This is a genomic window from Burkholderia sp. Bp8963 (assembly GCF_003854275.1).
In the GTDB taxonomy this organism is placed as follows: Bacteria; Pseudomonadota; Gammaproteobacteria; order Burkholderiales; family Burkholderiaceae; genus Burkholderia.
In genome coordinates this window covers 39,128-57,800 of record NZ_QTQP01000019.1, presented here as the reverse complement: position 1 = coordinate 57,800, position 18,673 = coordinate 39,128, and the positions used below count along the sequence as shown (strand labels likewise).

Sequence of the window (18,673 nt, the reverse complement as noted above, 5' to 3'; positions counted from 1 at the left end):
ATGGCCAATAGAACAACGGGGATGCCGCAACAGTGCGGCAGCGCGCAGGATGACGCGCGCGCATCGCAACTTGCGGGTGTCGCATTCGTCCGCCATGCGGCGTGGCGGGTGCGCTTGCCGCGCATGCTGCTGACGTTTGCGCTGTGGACGAGCGTGCAGGGCGGCGTAGCCGAGGTCGCGCGGGCAAGCGGAACCGAAGCGGCGTCGCCGGGCGTCGTGCGCTCGGCGGATGGTGCGACGTCGTCGGGCGACGTGCCGCCGCCGTCGCCGGCCGCGGCCTTCGGCCCGGCCGCCGAGCGGCTGCCGCTGCTCGCGGAAAAGGCGCCGGCCGCCGGCGGGCAACGCGTGCTTGCGGTGAGTACGCCGACCACGGCCAACCCCGGCACGCTGATGCCCGGCGGCCGTCGCCAGGCGCTGACGCTCGCCGATCTCGGTGCGCGCGATCCGCTCCAGTTGCGCGGCACGGACGGCCAGAACGGCGTCGCATTCGCGGTTCGCGACGACGAGGTCGTCACCGGTGCCGTGCTGCATCTCGTCTACAGCTATTCGCCCGCGCTGTTGCCGGATCTGTCCCAGCTCAAGGTGCTCGTCAATGGCGAGGTGGCCGCGACGCTGCCGTTGCCGCAAGCGCAAGCAGGGATGACCTTGTCGCGCGACGTGCCGATCGATCCGCGCTTCATCACCGAATACAACCATCTGAACCTTCAGCTGATCGGGCATTACACGCGCCGCTGCGAGGATCCGGCCAACTCGGCGCTGTGGGCGACCGTGAGCAATGCGAGCCGGATCGATCTCACTTATGCGTCGCTGCATGCCCGCCCGGATCTCGGCGCGCTGCCCGCGCCATTCTTCGATCGGCGGGACGCGCGGCGGCTCGAGCTGCCGTTCGTGTTCGCGGGCCGGCCCCCGCGCGAGACGCTCGAGGCGGCGGGCATCGCCGCGTCGTGGTTCGGCGCGCTGGCGGCCTACCGCGGTGCGCTGTTCCCGGCCCGCACCGGCAGCCTGCCGCCGTCCGGCAACGCGGTGCTGTTCGCGACCGCCGACGATCATCCGGACGGCGTCGTGCTGCCGGCCATCGATGGTCCGGCGCTGGCCGTGGTGGAGCGGCAGGCGCCCGCGCAAGGCCAGATCCTGCTCGTGCTCGGCCGGACGCCCGCCGAACTGAAGACCGCCGCCAGCGCGCTGGCACTGGGCAACACCGCGCTCGCTGGCACGCGGGCCGCGGTGACCGGGCTCGCGAACGTCGCGCCGCGCGTGCCGTACGACGCGCCGAACTGGCTGTCGTCGTCTCGCCCGGTGCGCTTCGGCGAGCTGGTCGGCGAGCGCGCGCTCGCCGTGTCCGGCTACGATGCGGGCGCGGTGCGGATCAACCTTCGCGTGCCGCCCGACCTGTTTATGTGGAACACGCGCGGTGCGCCGATCGACCTGCGCTATCGATACACGGTGCGCCCGCGCGTCGATCGCTCGTCGCTCAATCTGAGTGTCGGCGACACGTTCCTGAAGGAGTTGCCGATCCCGGCGCGAGACACGTCCTGGTGGAGCCTCGGCCGCTACCTGTCGCCTGGCCGCACCGACAATACCGGCAGCGATCGCGTGACCGTCCATGTGCCGCCGCTGATGCTCACGCCGCGCGCGCAACTGCGGCTGAACTTCTTCTACGACATCCCGGATACCGGCGAATGCACGGGGCGGCTGCTGCAGAACGTGCAAGGCGCGATCGATCCGGATTCGACGATCGACGTGTCGTCGTTTCCGCATTACATGACGCTGCCCGATCTCGCGGCGTTCGCGAACAGCGGCTTCCCGTTTACGCGCCTGGCCGATTTGTCGGACACGGCGGTCGTGCTCCCCGCCGAGCCGACGCCGTCGGTCTACAGCCTGTACCTGCTGGTGATGGGCCGCATGGGCGCATCGACCGGCTATCCGGTGACGGGGGTGAGCGTGACGGATGCGGCAGGCGTCGACGCGTTCGCCGCCAAGGACCTGCTGATCCTCGGCGCGCCCGACACGCAGCCGCTTCTGAAGCGCTGGGACAAGCAGATGCCGTTCTCCGGCGACGGCGCCGGCCGCACCTTCGCGCTCACCGATCTGGTGTTCAAGGTCGAGGACTGGTGGCGTGGCGCGCAGGGCGCCGAGCCGACGCACGTGCGCGCGAGCCTGTCCGTCGTCACGGACGAGGCCAGCGCGCTGATCGCCGGCTTCGAATCGCCGCTGCGCAGTTCGCGCAGCGCGGTTGCGCTGATCAGCGCGCCGGGCCAATCCGACGACGACCTCGGCAGCGCGCTGCTCGACGACGACATGCTGGCGTCGATCCAGGGCGGGATGGTCGTGATTCACGGCCGCACGGTCAGCGTGACGTCGAACGGCGCGCCGTATCACGTCGGCGCGCTGCCGCCGATCGAATACCTGCGCTGGATCCTGTCGGCACACCCGCTGGCGCTCGTGCTGGGGGGCGTGCTGGCGGCGCTCGTGCTGGCGGCGGTTTTCTATCGTTTGCTGCGCGCGCGGGCGGCGCGCCGGCTGAAGGAGTGACATGCGCGCTCGACTGTCACGCAAGCGCGTAGCCGGCAGGGCACGCAGTGTCGCAGGAAGCGGCATGCATGCACTCGTCGCGAGTCTGCTGTTCGCGCTCGCGCTGCCGCACCCGGCCGCCGCCGCGGGGTCCGATCCGCTCAAGGTGCTGATCGACCAGGGCAAGTACTGGCAGGCGCACGGTCGCGGCGATCTCGCGGGCCAGGCCTGGAAGAAGGTGCTGGGCCTCGATCCGAACCAGCCGGACGCGCTGTTCGGGATGGGCATGGTGCTCGCCGATCGCAAGGACAACGCGGGTGCGAAACGTTATCTGGAGCAGTTGCGCCAGACGGCACCGGGCTTTCCGCAGATCGACGAGCTGGGCCAGCGCCTCGGTGAGTCGAGCCCGCGCAACGACGAGATCAACGATGCGCGGCGCCTCGCGAAGATGGGGCAAAGCGCGTCGGCCGCGCAGCAATATCAGCGGGCGCTGCAAGGCGCGCCGTCGTCGCCCGCGCTGCGGCTCGAGTATTACCAGGCGCTTGCGGCGACGCCCAGCGGATGGAACGAAGCCCGGCGCGGCCTCGAGCAGCTCGCGCGGGACAATCCCGAGGATCCGCGCTACGCGCTCGCCTATGCGCAGCACCTGACCTATCGCGACGCGACGCGCCGCGACGGTATCGCGCGGCTCGAGCAGCTGGCCGCTGACGGCAAGGTCGGCGCACAGGCACGGCAGAGCTGGCGGCAGGCGCTGCTCTGGCTCGCCGCACGGCCGTCGGATCAGGCGCGCTACGTTGCGTACCTGAAGGTGGTGCCCGACGATCCTCCGGTGAAGGCGCGCTACGACAGCATGGTGCGGCAGGATGAGGCAGATCGCGAGCGCGGTCAGCAGGACGCGGCGAACGAGGTGCGCGGCCGCGAGATCGCGGACGGCTTCGCCGCGCTCGACCGCGGCGATCTCGACACGGCGCGCGCGCGCTTCAACGCGATACTGGAGAAGTCGCCGGGTAATACCGACGCGCTTGGCGGCCTCGGCATCGTCGAACTGAAGCAGGAGCGCTTTGCGCAGGCACGCAGCGATCTCGAACGCGCGTCGCGGGGCGGGAATGCGGCGCGCTGGCGCTCGGCGCTCGACAGCGCGACGTACTGGACCTACACGAGCGAGGCGCTCGGCGCGCAAAGCAACGGCGACTTCGCGAAAGCGAAGGCGTTGTTCGAGCGCGCGATCCTCGCGGACCCGTCGAACGTCACCGCGCAGGTGATGCTCGGCGACGCGCTGCTCGCAAACCGCGATCCGCGTGGTGCGGAGCAGGCCTACCGGATGGCGCTGCGTCGCCAGTCGGACCACCCGGATGCGCTGCGCGGGCTCGTCGGCGCGCTGGCCGCGCAGGGGCGCGGCGACGAGGCGTTGCAATTCGCGCAGCAATTGACGGCCGAACAGCAGGCCAAGGCTGGCGGCTTCGATCGGCTGCGCCGCACCGCCGAGGCCGCGCAGGCGCGGGAGGCAGACGCGCGCGGCGACCTTGGCACCGCGCGCAGCCTGTTCGAGGATGCGCTCGCGGGCACCCCGAACGATCCTTGGCTGCGGCTCGACCTGGCACGCGTGTACGTGCGGCAGGGCGCGATCGCTTCGGCACGCAGCATGATGGACGGGCTGCTTGCCGAGCATCCCGACATGCCCGACGCGCTCTATGCGAGCGCGCTGCTCGCCGAGCAGACGCATGACTGGTCGATCGGGCTGCAGCGGCTCGAACGCGTTCCCGCCGAGCAGCGCACGGCCGCGATGACGACGTTGCAACACCGACTCTGGGTCGGCCAGCAGGTCGCGCTCGCGACGCGGATGGCGCAGCATGGTCAACGCGCCCAGGCGATTGGCGTGTTGCGCGAAACGGAAGCGATCGGGCAGGAAGCGCCAGCGCTGGCGGTGCAGTTGTCCGCTGGCTATCTGGCGGCGGGCGACACGTCGCGCGCGCTCGGGCTCGTGCAACGCGCGCTGGCCCGCGAGCCCGGCAACGCGGGCTTGCTGCTGCAATACGCGCGCATCCTGCTGGCCGGCCGTCAGGATTCGCTGCTTGGCGACGCGATGCGCCGCCTCGCCGCGATGCAGCTGACGCCGCAGCAGCGAAGCGATTTCGACGCGCTGAACCTCGAGATCGTCGTGCGTCAGGCCGACGCGGTGCGCCAGCGTGGCGACCTGGCCGGCGGCTATGCCGTCATCGCGCCGTGGCTCGCCGCGATGCCCGACAGCCCGGAGCTGCAGGCCGCGCTCGCGCGCCTGTATGCGTCGGCCGGAGACTCCGCGAACGCGCTGACGTGCTATCGGATCGCGCTGGCCCGCCGGCCGGACGATCCGGGTTTGCTGATCGCCGCGATCTACGCGGCGAGCGGCGCGAAGGCGTGGCGCGACGGCGAGGCGTTCGCGGCCACTGCGCTGAGGATCTCGCCGGACGATCCGGCGCTGCTTGCGGCGATCGGCCGGCTGTATCGCGCGGAGGGGCAGTTGTCGCTCGCCGCGCAGTATCTGCAGCGTTCGCTGGTGGCTGGCAACACGCCGCCTGTGCGCAGCACCGCTAGTGCGCGCTCGAACGTGCCGCGCGGCTGGGAAGCCGCGATGCAGCGGATCGGCGCGAACCCGTTGCCTGGTACCAATCCGTTTGAAGGCAAGACCTCGGTCGATGCAGTGCGTTCCGCCGGCGATGCGGGCGCTATGGTGCCGCTGCCGGGCACGCCTTCTTGGTCCAACCCGTCTTCTTCGTCTTCTTCCGCTCCGATCGTGCCTTACTCGATGCCGCCTGCGCCACCCGCGACTTACATGACACCCGCCGTCGCGCCGCAATCGCGCGCGCCAGTGCCGTATGGGGCCGCGCTGGCGGCGGACGGTGATTTCAGCGATTCCAGCGGTTACGGCCAGGCGGCCGGCGGTGCGGCGGAGGCGGGCGGCCCCGCGACGGGGCGGCGATATGCACGGTATCTGCCGGCCGCAGCCGATGCGCAACAGATGGTGCCGCCTGCCGGGTATGTGGTGCCGGGCGATGAAGCAGGCGGCGGCGATTCGGGGTACGTGTCGACGCCGTGGCCGATGTCGCCCGCTGCGCGAGCTGCGCAGCCTTCGGCGGCACTGGCTCCGGCAACGCGTGCGCGGTCTGCAAGGTCGAGCCGGGTTGCGCGTGGCGGCCCGAATTCGTACCAGAGTTCGTCCGCGAATTCATCCGATATGCAGCCGACCGGTCGTCCGCCCGCATACGGGCAGGCCTATGAATGGCAGGCAGATGATCAGCAACCGGCCTATGCGCAGCCGATGGCTCGTCAACCGGGCTATGGGCGACAGATGCGTGCGCAACCTTCGTATCCGCAGCAACCGTATCCGTCGGACGGTTATGGCCAAGCTTACGCGCAGCAGCCCTACATCCCGCAACCGCCGGCGGGCTACGCGCAGAGCTATGCCGCAGCCGGGCCCGTGCAGCGCGGCGCGAATGCGGACGCCAATGCGCAGACGCTCGGCGTTGCTGCCGAACTCGCGCAGGTGAACCGCGATCAGGCGAGCACGGTGACTGGCGGGCTCGTGTTCCGGAATCGCACGGGCGAAGACGGGCTGTCGGGCCTGACCGATATCGAGACGCCGATCGAGGGCCGCATCAAGGCCGGCAATGGCCACGTGGTCGTGACGGCGACGCCCGTCATGCTCGACGCCGGCACTCCGGCGGCCACCGACGTGCCGACACGCGCCCGTTACGGCGCCGGGCTGACGCCCGCGAGCTTGAACGGCGCGCCGGGCTCGCAGTCGGCGAGTGGCGTCGGCCTGTCCGTCGGCTACGAAGGCAAGCAATTGAAGGCCGACATCGGCGCAACGCCGATCGGATTCCCGTACCAGAACGTGGTCGGCGGCGTGCGCTATGACGGCGCGATGACCGACAGGGCATCCTATTCGCTGGCCGTCACGCGACGCGCGGTGACCGACAGCCTGCTGTCGTTCGCGGGCGCGCGCGACTCGGGCTCGGGGCTCAAGTGGGGCGGGGTGACGCGTAGCGGGGTGCGCGGCGCGCTGGGCTGGGACGACGGCACGAGCGGCCTCTATGTCGCCGGCTCATTCGATTACTACGACGGCCACCACGTCGAGCGCAACTTTTCGGGCAAGGGCGGCGGTGGCGCGTATACGCGTCTGTTTCGCGATGCCGACCAGACCCTTACCGTCGGCGTGAATGCAACGTGGATGCGCTTCAGCCAGAATCAGTCGTATTTCACGTACGGGCAGGGCGGCTATTTCAGCCCGCAGCAATACGTGATCCTGAACATCCCGATCGAGTATGCGGGCCGCGCTGGCGCGTTCACCTACGATCTGACCGGCTCGATCGGCGTGCAGCATTACCGGCAGAACGAGGCGCCTTATTTCCCGCTCGATCCTGACATGCAGGCCGATGCGGTGACGAATATCAAAAACTTCCCGACTGCGCAGCTCGACCCGGGGGCCGTCTACCCCGCGCGCAGCAAGACCGGTGTTGCGTATTCGCTCGCCGCGCGCGGCGAGTATCAGGTTGCGTCGCAGCTCGCGGTCGGCGCGACTGCGTCGTTCGGCAACGCGTACCAGTATCGCGAATGGGTGGCGGCCATCTATCTGCGCTACAGCTTCACGCCGCAGAGCGGCGTGCAGCCGTTCCCGCCGCGTATCTTCACGACGCCGTATCTCGCGGATTCGAACTGAGCGGGCAGGCGGCGCGGAATACTCCGCGGGCCTGCCCGTATGCAACGCGGGGGGCGCGCCGCGAAGCTGCGTGAACCCGCGATCAGAACTTGTGCCGGATCCCGACGATCGCGAGTTGCTGCGTGTCCGTGCCGGAGTTCACGCCGTACGACCCGACCGACGCGGCGGCCTTCACGATCGCGCCGCTCGAATTGAGCGTGCGGCCGCTCGCCTTCTGATAGCCGAACAGCGCATAGACGTCGGTGCGTTTCGACAGTGCGTAATCGCCGCCAACGTTGACCTGGTTGTAATGCGCGGAAGCCGGGCCCGTCAGCGACGTGTAGTTGTAGCCGACGCCTGCGCGCAATGCCGGCGAGAACTGCCAGTTCAGGAAGGCCGAGCCGTTGTTGAACTTCGCGGTCTGGCTGAACGCCGACAGCGTGTCCGCACCGTACTGCGTGTTCGAATACGCGAGACCGAAGGTCGCCGGCCCGAGCACGTACTGGCCGCCGACGCGCACGATCTGAATCGACTTCGCGCTCGCGAAGCCCTGGTTGATGACGGTGTTGAACAGCGTGTCGGAGCTGCTCGTCCACGTGCGCACGCCGTTTGCCGTCGTCGTGCCGCCGTTCGTGAAGAAGTAGCCTGCGCCGAGCGACAGCGGGCCGTTCGCGTAGCTCAGGCCGAAGCTGTACGTGCGGCCGCTGCCCGTCGCGCCCGCGACGCCGCCCAGGCCGTACAGCGCTTCGAACTGGAAGCCGGAGATCAGCGGGCTCGTGTATTTCACCGAGTTCGACACGCGCAGGCTGTTGTCGTAGTTGTCGAGGTCGCCGGGCGTCGCGAACACGCCGCCGAAGTAGTTGTCCGCGGTGAGGCCCTGCACGAGATCGACGACGGGATCGTACTGGCGGCCGAGCGTCACGGTGCCCCATGTGCTGTGCGTGAGGCCAACGATCGCCTTGCGGCCGAACTCGCGTCCGCCCTGGCCGAGCGCGCCGGTGCCGACGTTGAAGCCGTTCTCGAGCTGGAACAGCGCAGCGAGGCCGCCGCCGAGATCCTCCGTGCCGCGCAGTCCCCAGCGGCTGCCCGACAGGTTGCCGCTGCTGAACTTGACGAGGTTCTTCGCATTGCCGCCGCTCGCGTCCTGCGCGTTGCGCACGTACGCAATGCCCGCGTCGACGATGCCGTATAGCGTGACGCTGCTCTGCGCGTACGCGCCGGTGGCCGCGAGCGCGGCCGGCAGCGCGAGAAGGGTGAGGCGCTTGAACGATGTCATGTGGTGGTTACCCCCGTAGTCGATTGGTCTGACGAATCGCTGAACGATACGGACCGCGCACTTTCAAGGGAACCAACGAATTCTCGAATTGTTATCAGGTGTGGGTGGGCTTGTGTTGGGGCGAGGGATGTGGCAGTGGCGATGCTTGCCGTGCCGTGCGATGGGGTGGCATCGAACGAGTGGATGCCGCGCAGGTGTGCAACGCCGGAGCGTGTACGTAAGCTGGCATCGTTGCGCAGGCTTGAGAAGGTTCAGGAAGATGCGCCGCAAGATCGCAATATTCTGTGCAGCATGGTTCCGACGAACCCGGCATATTCAGTAAATTGCAGGGATGCACTAACAAATACAGGAAAGACTGCACTTCATGAGTTATCTTCAGGGAACTCGCAAGTGGACGTGATGATGAGAAAAATCATAGTGATGATATTGGCTTATTCTGGTTCGATTTTGGCGATTGATGCCTTCGCGGAAAAATGCTTTGCAGAGACGTCGGCAATATCAGTATTCTCGGATCGAGATGATCTGACGCTGGCAATGAAGACGATCACTGATGAGAATGATTTGGTAAATGAAAAATCCTATGCAGACGCGCTGGGAGTTAAGTTTTCAGGAGGCGAGCTCATTCATAATGTTGCCGGGTTATCTGTGTGTGCTCTGCCACCTCCGCAGACTGATAAGGATGAGTATTAAAGGAGATTTGTTTACTCCTCAATCCCAGATTGCTTGGGCGAACCCTCGGTTGGAGACGGAGGATGTCGGTTTAATTATGTTAAGAGGTACTCATTCGAAAGGTTGGTGGCAGTCTATTCCAGTCTGAAAATAAATCCTGCAAAGTTATGCGTTTCTCTTGAGAAGGTGAGGGGCACACTCCGAAGCGATGAGATCGAAAAATCTTCGTACGGGCAAGGGATGGTGTACAAGAAGAATGGTTTGAAGATAAACTTCAGAGCACTTCCCGGCGACGATGGATGCATTACTTATATTTTCCTTGAACAAACATACTGAGGCCAGGGGCGAATATCGTGGTTACAAGGACAATCATTCCGGCAGTAGTTGCGGCAACGATGGCCGGATGCGCTCCGGGTAGCACAGGCGAGAGTGCCGCAAGCGGCATTGTTCAAGGCGCACTCACGGGAGTCGGGCTCGGATTCTTGGCGGGCAGTGGCGGCGGCACAATCGTCGAGACCGTGAATCGCGCGGCATACAGCGCGGAGAAAGAGGCAGGGGCTGAAAATGCCGTACGGCCGGACAACGGCGTCGTGCCGAAGATGAGCGCCACACAAGGCGCGCTGAACAACTTGAACTATGGCCGCATTCAGATCGACGCACCCGACTGGAAGGCGTCATCCAACAGCGGTTCGGCAGCCGCGGCGTCGGGCGCCAGCGCCGGTGCCTCACGGTAATGCATTGTTACCCCCGTACTGGGGGCCATTGCCGGGCCGCATGTACGACGTTCAGCACGCGCACCAGGTCACCGGTCACGTCGTAGATCAATAGATAATTCTGATGCGTGACCAGCTCGCGCGTGCCGGGCACGCGACCAAGCCGGCCTAGATTCGGATGGTCGACCAGCAGCGCGGCTGTTTCCTCGAACAGCTCATCAAGGTCCAGCGCGGCCGCTGGATTGTCTGCCTCGATGTAGTCGTAAATGTCCTCGCGGTCCTGTATCGCCTCTGGCGTCCAAAACAACTCCATCACTTCGACACGTCAAGCCGACGACGTGTTGCAGTTCGACGCGCTGCAAACCTGGCCTCGACTTCGGCGGCCGGCACCAGATTACCGGCGTTGGCCGAGGCCCGCGACCGTTCGACCTTGGCTCGCAGCCAGGCGTCATGTTCCGCCGCTTCCTGCTGTTGCTTGACGTAGTCGCGCATGAAGTCGCGCAGGAGCTGCGCGCCGGTGCGGTCGTGGGCCTTCGCGGCCGTGGCAAACTCGGCTTTGAGGGTCTCATCGACCCGGAAGGTAAAGGTTGCTTCGCTCATGGCGTTGCTCTCATGTGTTACACGATAAGTGCAGGGTAGCACATCGCCGGGCGAGCTGAAACGCCGTGTCGGAAAAATGCGGGTGTACGGCCTACGTGGGCGTGGACGTTGTGTGTTTCACAGGGTTCGTTCCGTCGTCCGACCGATGAGCGAAGCAGCAATCAAAGCATCACTGCGTCGTCTTGGATATGACACGTGACCGGAGATAACCGGCCGCGGTTTTCGTGCGATGGCTCGTACCATCCTGCACGAAGGACTGGATCAAAATCCCGAAGTGATTGAGCACCAGTTAGCCAAAACCAAGCCGGATAATTGGGGTGGGCTTGTAACGAAGCGAAATTAATTAAGGGGTATATCATGATATTGCAACTGTGGGAAAGCTATCAGGAGCATATTAAGCGAGTTAATCGATAGATCCCGCGTTGCATGTCTGATGGCTTGTAGCGAAGGGAACTGAAGTTACGTCGATATGCGTGAGCTATCAAGACGCTGTGGAAGAATCGGGAGTTGGTCGATCTAGCGATTGCGAATTGGGTCGACCCTGCTAAGTTTCATAGTTGACATTGGGTCCGAGAGAAACAAAATAACGTATGCGCAAGTTCCGGGTCGGCATCTTGCTGTTTCTTGAGTCCCGAGTGCTTGCGATTCGATCTCACGGAATATGTCGCTAGATATCGCGGGACGATGGGGCTCGCGCATTCTGGTTGGGGTTCTTGTGGCGTTCTATGCGCTGCGTGCACGGCGAGGCACACCATGGATGAATGGCAATCGAGTGTCGAAGAAACTTGCTCGGCGCCGTCGTGTGATTGCGACGCTATGCAAGCACGCCTACAGCGGGCCGAAGCTGAAATCCGTCGGCTCACGAGATGCATTCAATTGAGAGATCGGAAGCTGTCCGAACTCAGGAAGGTGCTGGCGAATTCAGCGGTCGCGCACTATTGCGTCGAAGATCGCTTGCAGCGCGAACTCGACGCGCTGCGGATCAATACGCCAACTGATATGACGGACGATCTCCCCAATGGAATCGAAGGCGACCCGCAGCGAAATGGCGTGACCGTTAGATTGCCCTACGTGACGGCGATACTGTCAGTGTTGTTTGACACCATGGTCGCGTTCTGGGCAGATTGTGATCGTCACCGCCTTCCAAAGTCTTCGACCGTTGCGCATGCGATCGATGAGCGCCTGGGATTGAGCGCGCAGACAAACGGTGAAGCCTCGCGTAGCAGCCAGGCATATGCGTCTGCAATCAGGCCGGACTGGGTGAAGGATGCGGACATGCGCCATCATCGACCGGTCGTGTTGGGGAAACGATTCCCGTGATCAGTAAGACATCAGTAGTGCAAAAATAATTCGCTGAGAATGTCCGGCGGTTTCAAGGGCGAAGTGCAACACCTCGCGGGTTACTGAACGGGAAGCCGGTCTGTGGGGTTAGCCAGGACTTGGGCAAGGATTTCCAGAGGGGTGCGCCAGTTCAGTGTGGCGCGCGGTCGGGTGTTGAGTTTGTCGGCAATGGCGTCGAGGTCATCTTGAGAGTAGATGGACAGATCAGTGCCTTTTGGCAGGTACTGTCGCAGCAGGCCGTTGGTGTTTTCGCAGGTGCCGCGTTGCCAAGGGCTGTGCGGATCGCAGAAATAGACGCGCACATTGGTTGCGGCGCTCAGTTCGGCGTGTCGCGCCATCTCGCGACCTTGATCGTAGGTCAGCGTCTGGCGCAGAGGTTCGACGAGCGATTGCAGCTTGGTTGTGAACGCGGCCAGCGCCGAAGCGGCCGTCGCGTCGGGCATCTTCGCCAGCAGAACGGCGCGGCTCATGCGTTCGACCAACACGGCCACCGACGATTTGTTCTCGGCACCCTTGATAAGGTCGCCCTCCCAGTGGCCCGGCATGAGGCGATCGTCGATCTCGGGCGGACGCACGTGGATGCTGATCATATCGGGAATCGTCGCGCGCCGATCAGTGCCGCGCGATCGCGGCAGGCGTTTGTTGCGGTGCTGGCGCAGGCAGGCAATCAGTTCGCGGCGCAACTCGCCGCGAGGCTGGGCGTAGATGGCGTTGTAAATCGTTTCGTGGGACACGTGCAGGCTCGGGTCGTCGGGAAAGACACGCTTCAGAGTACCGGCGATTTCCTGCGGCGACCACTGACGTTCGCAAAGCAAGCGACGCACGAGGCCCCAAAGGATCGAATCTGGCGCGAGCTTCGGATCTGGCCGTCCAGCCTGTCGGCGCGCGTCGCAAGATGCCTGCGCGACGCGCGGGCAGTACAAACCGTTGGTTTGAGTATTGCGGGCCAACTCGCGACTGAGCGTCGATGGCGCGCGCTTGAGCTTGCGGGCGATCGCCCGCAAGCTCAAGCCTTCCTCCCGCCAGAAATCGATTCGCATACGTTCTTCAGGTTGCAGTTGTTGGTACGTTCTCTTTGCCATTCGCGGACATTACCGGATGGCGAGAGTGTTGCACTTCAGATTTGAGGCCGCCTCCTGTTCGTGTCTTCGGGTTCGGGCATATTACACGGGAAATCGCGAAACATGCTGGGCACTGGGTGACAGGATTGTCTTTGTGTCCGCCCTCATGGGTGGCGTTTTTGATGCGTGCGCCCCGAACCACATGACCGTATTCAGCAATTCGTTGCGATCGTAGCCGAGTTCAGTGAACGTCAGGGATGTGAGTTCAATTGTGCAGACTAGAAACGGAAATGCGGACGTCCCATGGTCGGGCCCGATAGAGTGAATGTCAAGACCAAACCGGCGATATAGCCGTGCGATGGCTCGTGTAACCACGCCGATGATGCGTGTTGCACCCAGTACCGTCGCGATGGCGAGTACGTAGGGAAATAACTGCATGCCAGACGTCACATTTGCTGATGGGCCATGGGCGATGGATCCTGCGAACCGAGAGAGTTCCCATACCGTTGGCGAAGTTGGTAGTGCGAGATCGACTGATTTTGGGAGCAAATACTGAAGCGGATATCGGCCAACGGTGGATATCAGCCGAGCACTACCGCAAATCTGCCGCTGGACGTCGAGCGCAACGACCTGGACTGTGTCTCCCCCATCGAATTGATCCCATTCGACGGTGGTGTTTTCCTTGGCGCTTGGTAATGACCAGCCAAGTCGCCGCACGAACACCTCATGCCGGTACGCACCCAATTCGTGGCGGATCTCGAATGGCAGATCATTCAGCCTGCCGGCGACAATGTCGAACATGAGCGTTCCCCTCGTGTATTGAAGAGTGCCACGTTAGCAACGTGACGCTACGGGAGGAACTGGTTACTTTGGGAGGGACAATGGGTGCATTGCACGCCAACACCCTGGCAGCAGGCGAAGCCCGCGCGCAATGGCGCAAGGCAACTCGATTCAGCATCTGAGACGTTCGAATTTACGGAAACGGGTAGGCCGGCGCTCTCCGCGATCGAGTAGACGATTCGTAGCGGCGACGCTTGGGAGGCGACTGGCTGGCGCCGTAGTCAGTGCTGGATCAGTCCGTACACGGCGGCGTACACAGCAGCCTGCGTGCGACTATTGACGTTCAGGCTCTTCATGGCTTCAGCAATGTGGTAGTCAACCGTGTGGTGCGATATTCCCATGATGATGCTGATCTCCGACGATGTTTTCCCCTGGCCGACCCAGAAAAGGCATTCCCGTTGGCGGGAAGAAAGGCGAAGGGGCGGCTCACGCTGGGGGATCGCAGTGAGGCGCTGAAGTTCGAAATGAAAGAGCGAGCCGGTCAAATGGGCCAGCCGTGCGTTCCGGAGGTCATTGACGCGAGATCGCGGACCGGAGAAGTTGAAGAGCAGAACGTTGCCGTCCGGCTCGTGAATCGGCACGCTGAGCCCATGCGTCAATCCTGCATCGCGGGCTTCTCCAAGCACACGCCGCTCGACGTCGTTCAAGCCGGAAATGTCCCCCCAACGATAAGGTGAGGCACAGTTGAAAGCTGCGCGGTGCACAGGGTCAATCAGTCCGTAGTCATGCCGCTGGTAATGTTCTACCCAATTATTGGGATAATGCGCGCAGATCACTTCGACGCATATTCTTGGTGTAGAGCGCGAGCGAGATCTGGATATTCTGCTGATCGCGTAGCAAGGAAAGCCTAACGAGTGTGCGACGCTGCCAAACAAGTTGGAAAGTGACCGGAGGCTGGTGGACTTTGAGAATGGCAGGAGAAAAGGAAACAAGTGAACCGCCAATTCCCTGTTTGAGCGTAGCGGTTTCGATGATAAACCAGTCGTGCGGTATCGGAAGGGAGCGGGCACCGTCACCACCTCGCTCCTGCCGGATGACACGCGGAGTACATGATGCCAGGAGGAGACGGGATGCCTGATATGGATCGCATTTCGGTCGGGCCTCTGAAACACATCATAATCACGAGGTTATCATTTTAATTGTTGTGTGACGGAGTCCAGCCGTTTAATTGTAATAGTTTGATACTGGATTTATTGATTGGGAGATCCAGTGATTTTGATGGCAAGAACCTTTTGTCGCGAGGAGTGGTGCTTGCGCAGGCAGAGTGCGTGAAGTGGCGTCGAATCCCGATTGATATGCGTGGCTAGCGCATCAGCAGGGCAGCCACCGAAAATCCGCCCACCCCTTGTGCATAAAGCAGGAATGGTTTGCCGGGTATCAGGCCGTCGCAATCGGCGAGATTGATGAAGGGATCGCTCACGGTGACATGTGCGATGCGGGTAAAGTTGTTGGCAAACAGGCACGTCGGCGCAAGCCCGAGGGATTTGATGATGCGGTGCCATGCCGGTAGATCTAGATGGGACGGCAGAATGCGCTGGATCTCGGCCAAGGGCACGTGTGCTTCGTCGGCGGCCTGCTTGATCAGCCGCCGGGCTGCGAGAAAATACTGGGCGGCAAAGCGTGGTTCTACTTCTCCGAGCATCCCCCGCCAGCCGTTTCCGCTTGAGTGGCTTGCCAATGCGAGCACGCGGTTGACTTCGGCATCGCGTTCGATCAGCGCGGCGCAAGCACCGTCACTCAGGAGCCCGGCCGCACCGATTCGTCGTTCGGCGTCGATCGGCATGACATCGGCCCCGACCAGCAACACCCTATTGATGGCAGGGCGGGCGATCAACATTGCACGAATGACGCGTAGGGCACCGAGTGAGGATGCGCAGTGTTGCTGGGCAAACGAAAATGCCTCGGCGTTCACGAAGCCAAACCGCTCGCACAGGAGCTTCGGCAAGGAGAGCGGTGGCGGTGCGATGCTGCCTTGCAGCGTGTGGACATAGACGAGGCAATTGATCGTGTCGGGTGCGAGTGTCGCAGTGGCGAGCAGCGTCTCTATTGCGTTGGCCGCGAGCGACAACGCAGTCTGTCCTGCCGCTTCGTGGAAACGTCGCACACCCGCTTGCTCGAGGCGCGTCATGGTCGCGTCCGACTGTCCCGTTTTCTGGCCCCAGTGCCGAACGTCGTTGATACGATCGGGCAGGTAGTAGGCGACATGCGCAATGCCGAATCGCATGGTCATGACGACGCAACACGCGTGTCGATGTCGTGATGCAGCAACGGTTTGCCTCGGGGCGCGAGCAGCGCGCAGCCGACATAGCCACCGAGCCCGATTCCCCACAGGAGCAGTCGGCTGTGCGGGAGCAGTTCGCTTGTGCGGAGCCTGTCGGCCAGTTGGACGATGGAGTCGGTGGCGCCCAGGTACGCGTGGCAATGGCGTCCGGTTGGTTGGAAACCGAGGTGCCGAGATAGCAGGTCGTGCAATTGAAAATCGATGTCCTGTCCGACCACGGCTGAAAGATCGACCGGAAGAAGACCTTGTCGCGCCAACATGTCATCAACCATCGCCAGTAGCGCCGGTGCCCAACACAGCCCGAGCGCCGCACCTGCGTATGGGCGCTGAACTGAAAATGGGTGAAGCGCATGGGTCGCCGTGTCGATCACCTGGAGTCCGCAGGCGGTGTCCGTGTGCCGCTCCACCAGCAGGGCACCGGCCGCGTCACCGTGCAGCATGTGGTGACCGATCCAGCGCGAAAACGGCGGGCACCATTTTTCCGCAGCAACGATCAGGATGGCGTGGATATCGGGTTCCGCGATCAAGAGATCCCTGGCCAGTTGCAGCGCGGTAAACAACGACGCGCCCTGTTGTTGGGACACGGAGAAGGGAAAGCAGGGTGTGCCGACCACCGCGCACAGGCGTCCTGCAGTCGTCGTCGAGACGTGCTCATTGAGACTGCTGTGACAGAACATCACGATGTCGATGGGTGCGCTGTCTGAACGTCGCGCTTCGCAGATCGTCTGCGCCACCCGGGCTGCAAGCCCGGATTGATCGGCTTCTCGCTCGACGGGTACCCGATATGCTCCAGATTCTTTTGCTTGTCTGGCGGCATGGCAGTCGGTGGCCGCCACAGCTACTTGTTCCAATGCGCCGAATTCCGGACCCCATGACCGGACCCACGCGTCCCAGCCGGACGGTGTCGCCGCGCTGAGCGTGGTTTCGATATTGCGCCAACGGTCCAGCGAGATCGCGGGCGGCACGTAGGTGGCGAGTGCCGTGATCACGGGTGCGTTCACCGCGTATTGGGCGCGACGGCGAGGTCGTCCGGCAACAAATCATAGAGAAGCCGGCCATCCCGCATACCCTCGATGAGATGACACTCGCGCTGCAGCCCGATCAGTCGAAAGCCGAGTTTTGCAAGCAGGCGCTGGGACGGGGCATTGCACTGGAGCGCCCATGCCGTGATGCAGGATAGTCGATCGCATTCAAATGCTTCGCGAAGGAGGTGCTTTGAAGCGTCGTACGTCATGTTGGGGTATGCAGGCCTATGCCTGTCCCGCAGTACCCAGAACGACCCCGTCGCGAAGCGGTGCGTGACGTCGCTCACCGCGACCAGACCACTTGGAGTCCGGTATCCGGCCGGGCCGAAGACGCGTATTCGATGTCGCCCAGCGTGCAGCATCGCGTGCACGGCGAGTGCCGGCAAGCTCTGTCGACCGAGCCCGAAATCGAACCATCGGTTGATATCCGATTGTGCGAGCCAGGCAGCGATATCCTGGACGTCGTCGTGATTCGGTTCGCGCAGCCAGTATCTGGTTGAAGTTTCGTTCATCGCGTGTAGGCGTGGGCGTTTTGTGGAGATGCAATCACTCATGCATGGCCTCCGTCCGGCCGTTGCGGCTGCGCGGATGCCGTGAACGGCGCGAGCGCCGCGTCGATTCGCATGAGCAGCCACGCAAACCAGTGATTTGTCTGGAAGCGCACGGCCGGCGGAAACCCTTCGACATAGCCGTGCCCGCCGCAGAACTGGACGAGTTCGCGGCTGAGATCAACGGATTCGGCGGCGACGTGCCGAATGAGTTGACGAATGAGCGATGCGGGGGCCGCTGGATGGGCGTTTGCCACGGATCGCAGAAACAGGTGGCTGCTGTGGGTGGTGATCAGCATATCGGCCAGTCGTGTAGCGACGAGCTGATGCGTGACCAACGGTTTTCTGAACGCTTGTCGGGTTGTTCCGTAGTCGAGCGCGAATTGAACGCTATGCTGCATCGCACCGATTAGCAGTGCACACAGGTAGAGGCCGGCTTCCGTGAGCCACGTCTGCACGGGCGGATTGCCGTGGCGGTCGGGCAGTTCGAGCGTGGCAAGCGGTGGAGCGGCTCGCGCCTCGTCGAGACTGAACTGCTCAAGGCAGAGGGCGCCGAGCCGCGCGATGCACGTGTATGGTGAAGGCTTTGAACCGGTTGGCTGCTCGATGAGGACGAGCTTCTGGCAACTGGCGTCGATCCATAGCGTCAGTCCGCTTGTATGTGCTTGTGAGCGCAGCCGCCATAGCGAGGCGGTGTCGGTATCCGGCACGCTCAAGGCAATCGACGTTGTGCCGTCGAAATAGTCCTGAATATTGCGTGCGGGAAGCCAGTCGAGCGCGTGATGCGCGCACATTGTCATCAGCGCCGGCGCGCTTAGGGTTAGCTCGGCCGCCAGCTCGAGGGGGCCGGCGGCGAGTGTCTCAATGATGAGAGACAGGTCGTGGCGATTGATCGCCATGCCACCCAACTGCGTGGGCAGGATCATCGTCCCGAGATCGAGTGCCGCGGCCTGCTTGACGGTTTCCTGCCACACCGTTGCCGAAGGCGATTGCGACAGCAAGGAGACCAATCGCTCGCAAGCGAAGCGCTGGCTCGCAGCACAGAGGTTGCGTTGATCGTCGGTCAATGCCCACGACGTGGGCACGGGGTCCGGCTGGGGGGATTCAGAGGCGTGCATCATGATCCTCCA

Annotated in this window: 15 protein-coding genes; 5 read left to right on the top strand and 10 right to left on the bottom strand. The window is 63.5% G+C overall.

All coding sequences use genetic code 11. From position 1 onward, the window contains the following. Nucleotides 1-2,532, top strand: a complete 2,532-nt coding sequence (bcsB, locus tag DID96_RS17835) for a cellulose biosynthesis cyclic di-GMP-binding regulatory protein BcsB (protein WP_124600604.1) — start codon at nt 1-3, stop codon at nt 2,530-2,532. Nucleotides 2,533-2,596: 64 nt separating this feature from the next. Further along, nucleotides 2,597-7,210, top strand: a complete 4,614-nt coding sequence (locus tag DID96_RS17830) for a cellulose synthase subunit BcsC-related outer membrane protein (RefSeq protein WP_124600603.1) — start codon at nt 2,597-2,599, stop codon at nt 7,208-7,210. A gap of 82 nt (nt 7,211-7,292) precedes the next feature. Here DID96_RS17830 and DID96_RS17825 read toward each other — a convergent pair whose 3' ends face one another. Then, a complete protein-coding gene (locus tag DID96_RS17825) occupies nt 7,293-8,465 on the bottom strand; it encodes a porin (protein WP_124600602.1) in 1,173 nt (390 codons plus the stop codon). A gap of 135 nt (nt 8,466-8,600) precedes the next feature. Between DID96_RS17825 and DID96_RS17820 the strand changes: the two genes are divergently transcribed. Both DID96_RS17820 and DID96_RS17815 read left to right on the top strand, forming a co-directional pair. Then, nucleotides 8,601-9,155: a hypothetical protein gene (locus tag DID96_RS17820; RefSeq protein WP_124600601.1), complete on the top strand. Its 555-nt coding sequence runs from the start codon at nt 8,601-8,603 to the stop codon at nt 9,153-9,155. Nucleotides 9,156-9,616: 461 nt separating this feature from the next. Next, nucleotides 9,617-9,868 carry a hypothetical protein gene (locus tag DID96_RS17815; protein ID WP_124600600.1) on the top strand — a complete coding sequence of 84 codons (252 nt, stop codon included), beginning with the start codon at nt 9,617-9,619 and terminating at the stop codon, nt 9,866-9,868. A gap of 7 nt (nt 9,869-9,875) precedes the next feature. On the opposite strand, the gene DID96_RS17810 is transcribed toward DID96_RS17815, so the two are convergent. Continuing rightward, the gene (locus DID96_RS17810; protein ID WP_124600599.1) at nt 9,876-10,160 is read right to left on the bottom strand and encodes a type II toxin-antitoxin system RelE/ParE family toxin; all 285 of its coding nucleotides are present in this window, start codon (nt 10,158-10,160) and stop codon (nt 9,876-9,878) included. Continuing rightward, on the bottom strand, nt 10,160-10,447 hold the full coding sequence (locus DID96_RS17805; RefSeq protein ID WP_124600598.1) for a CopG family ribbon-helix-helix protein: 288 nt from the start codon (nt 10,445-10,447) through the stop codon (nt 10,160-10,162). Before DID96_RS17805 ends, DID96_RS17810 begins: the two co-directional genes overlap by 1 nt. A gap of 753 nt (nt 10,448-11,200) precedes the next feature. On the opposite strand from DID96_RS17805, the gene DID96_RS17795 reads away from it, so the two are divergent. Beyond that, a complete protein-coding gene (locus DID96_RS17795) occupies nt 11,201-11,767 on the top strand; it encodes a hypothetical protein (protein ID WP_124600597.1) in 567 nt (188 codons plus the stop codon). A gap of 80 nt (nt 11,768-11,847) precedes the next feature. Here the strand turns inward: DID96_RS17795 and DID96_RS17790 are convergent, their stop codons facing one another. From DID96_RS17790 to DID96_RS17760, 7 genes are all read right to left on the bottom strand, one after another. Beyond that, nucleotides 11,848-12,870 (bottom strand): IS30 family transposase, encoded by a 1,023-nt coding sequence (locus DID96_RS17790; protein WP_124600596.1) that lies wholly within the window; start codon nt 12,868-12,870, stop codon nt 11,848-11,850. A gap of 81 nt (nt 12,871-12,951) precedes the next feature. Then, a complete protein-coding gene (locus DID96_RS17785; RefSeq protein WP_124600595.1) occupies nt 12,952-13,650 on the bottom strand; it encodes an acyl-homoserine-lactone synthase in 699 nt (232 codons plus the stop codon). A 260-nt stretch (nt 13,651-13,910) separates the two neighbouring features. Further along, the gene (locus DID96_RS17780; RefSeq protein WP_260463935.1) at nt 13,911-14,699 is read right to left on the bottom strand and encodes an autoinducer binding domain-containing protein; all 789 of its coding nucleotides are present in this window, start codon (nt 14,697-14,699) and stop codon (nt 13,911-13,913) included. Between the two features lie 293 nt (nt 14,700-14,992). Next, the gene (locus DID96_RS17775) at nt 14,993-15,919 is read right to left on the bottom strand and encodes a 3-oxoacyl-ACP synthase (protein WP_185732285.1); all 927 of its coding nucleotides are present in this window, start codon (nt 15,917-15,919) and stop codon (nt 14,993-14,995) included. Beyond that, nucleotides 15,916-16,959 carry a 3-oxoacyl-ACP synthase gene (locus DID96_RS17770; protein ID WP_260463928.1) on the bottom strand — a complete coding sequence of 348 codons (1,044 nt, stop codon included), beginning with the start codon at nt 16,957-16,959 and terminating at the stop codon, nt 15,916-15,918. Before DID96_RS17770 ends, DID96_RS17775 begins: the two co-directional genes overlap by 4 nt. Before the next feature lie 8 nt (nt 16,960-16,967). Then, entirely contained in the window at nt 16,968-17,549 is a 582-nt protein-coding gene (locus DID96_RS17765) for a GNAT family N-acetyltransferase (protein ID WP_124600593.1), read from the bottom strand. Further along, nucleotides 17,546-18,664, bottom strand: coding sequence for an acyl-CoA dehydrogenase family protein (locus DID96_RS17760; RefSeq protein ID WP_124600592.1), 1,119 nt, complete (start codon nt 18,662-18,664; stop codon nt 17,546-17,548). Before DID96_RS17760 ends, DID96_RS17765 begins: the two co-directional genes overlap by 4 nt. Between the last annotated feature and the right edge of the window lie 9 nt (nt 18,665-18,673).